This is a genomic window from Canicola haemoglobinophilus (genome assembly GCF_002015075.1).
In the GTDB taxonomy this organism is placed as follows: Bacteria; Pseudomonadota; Gammaproteobacteria; order Enterobacterales; family Pasteurellaceae; genus Canicola; species Canicola haemoglobinophilus.
In genome coordinates this window covers 1-1,502 of record NZ_MUXZ01000079.1, presented here as the reverse complement: position 1 = coordinate 1,502, position 1,502 = coordinate 1, and the positions used below count along the sequence as shown (strand labels likewise).

The 1,502-nt window shown below is 35.0% G+C and carries 2 protein-coding genes; both read left to right on the top strand.

Annotation, left to right across the window (positions count from 1 at the left end):
* Positions 1–105: 105 nt before the first annotated feature.
* On the top strand, positions 106–1,218 hold the full coding sequence (locus B0186_RS11440; protein WP_078219588.1) for an ATP-binding protein: 1,113 nt from the start codon (positions 106–108) through the stop codon (positions 1,216–1,218).
* A gap of 56 nt (positions 1,219–1,274) precedes the next feature.
* Positions 1,275–1,457, top strand: a complete 183-nt coding sequence (locus tag B0186_RS11435) for a hypothetical protein (protein ID WP_078219587.1) — start codon at positions 1,275–1,277, stop codon at positions 1,455–1,457.
* Positions 1,458–1,502 lie beyond the last annotated feature (45 nt).

Below are 1,502 nucleotides of genomic sequence, written 5' to 3'. Positions count from 1 at the left end.
AACACAACCGAAAAAATACAAATAGACAAGAAGAAAGAGTTGTTTTATATATTTTTATATATAGAATGAATAATTATATAGCCTATATATAATTTTGTATAAAAGATGAAAAAATATACAGCAAGCACTTTAGACCCTTTATATTTTAGACGCACCGAATTAGCGCAACGCCTATTATTTAGCTTAAAGGACGGAATAACTCACGCCTTGACCCTATTTGCGCCTAGACGTATGGGAAAGACGCAATTTTTGCTAAATGATGTGCGTCCACTAGCGGAGGAAATGGGCTTTCATGTTTTTTATTTTAGCTTTATGGATCAGTCTAGCGGAAATATAAGCGCTTTATTTGCTGAAAGCCTGATGCAGTTTTTAGATAGTATTACGCATGGCAAAAATAAACTTCTGGATAAGCTCAAAGAGCTAAAACAAATTGATGTGCTAGGCGTGGGAATTGAACTAAACCAAGCACAAGCCGAGCATAGAACCATAACAATTAATAACATTTTACAAGCTATCGCAGAAAAGAGCGAAAAGCCTGTTTTAATGTTGCTTGATGAGGTGCAAGAGTTAGCAAGAGAAAATAAACAGAATGGGCTTGTGCGTTCACTTAGAACAGGATTAGACGCTAATCAAAGCAAAATTAAAGTGATTTTTACTGGCAGCAGTACAAACGGATTAAGAGCAATGTTTAACGATAACAAGGCGCCTTTTTTTCACTTTGCGCATGCTTTAGATTTTCCAGTATTAACTAAAGATTTTACTGATTTTCTAGCAGATATTTACCATGACCGCACAGGGAAAGAGATAGATAAAACCGCTTTTTATCATATATTTGAGCGCTTTCATTTTACGCCTTTATATTTGCGGTCAATTGCTCAAGATATGATTATTAATCCAGATTTAACCCTTGAGCAAGCGACTAACTATAGATTTTCACAGATAACCGAACAAGGCGAAACCGCAGATAAATGGCAGAAATTAAGCCTATTAGAACAAGAATTATTAAAGCTATTAGTGCAAGGGGAAACCGCACTATATACCAAAGAAAGCCGAGAGCGATTAGAAGAGATACTAGGTATAGAAACGATTAGCGCAAGTACAATTCAAGGGAAGATAAAAAAATTAGAGCGTAACGAGCTAATCACAAGACAAGCCAACGGCAATCTAAAAATAAATAACCCTTACTTTGAAACATGGATAGCAGAAAACAAACTATAAAATGTTGTCAAATGTAGATATTTAAGCGATAAAAAACCACTGCAAAAGGTTACACAATGAAACCAGTTAGGATTACACCAACACAAGACACCATTATTACAGATGACAAACTAGAAAAAAATGAGCCTAGTTTTAATTATGATTTAGAGCGTATGCAAAAAATGGTAAATAGCGAAGATGTAAACGTTCCTGATTTTGATAACTTTGAGGACTTTGATCGGTGGCTGATGTCTTTATAGTAAAAATGGGCGTTCTTTTTGCTAGGTAGAAGAGCTAGAAGAATT

Coding starts and splice junctions, on each gene's coding strand:
- B0186_RS11435 (WP_078219587.1), top strand. CDS start 1,275: ATGAAACCAGTTAGGATTACACCAACACAAGACACCATTATTACAGAT.
- B0186_RS11440 (WP_078219588.1), top strand. CDS start 106: ATGAAAAAATATACAGCAAGCACTTTAGACCCTTTATATTTTAGACGC.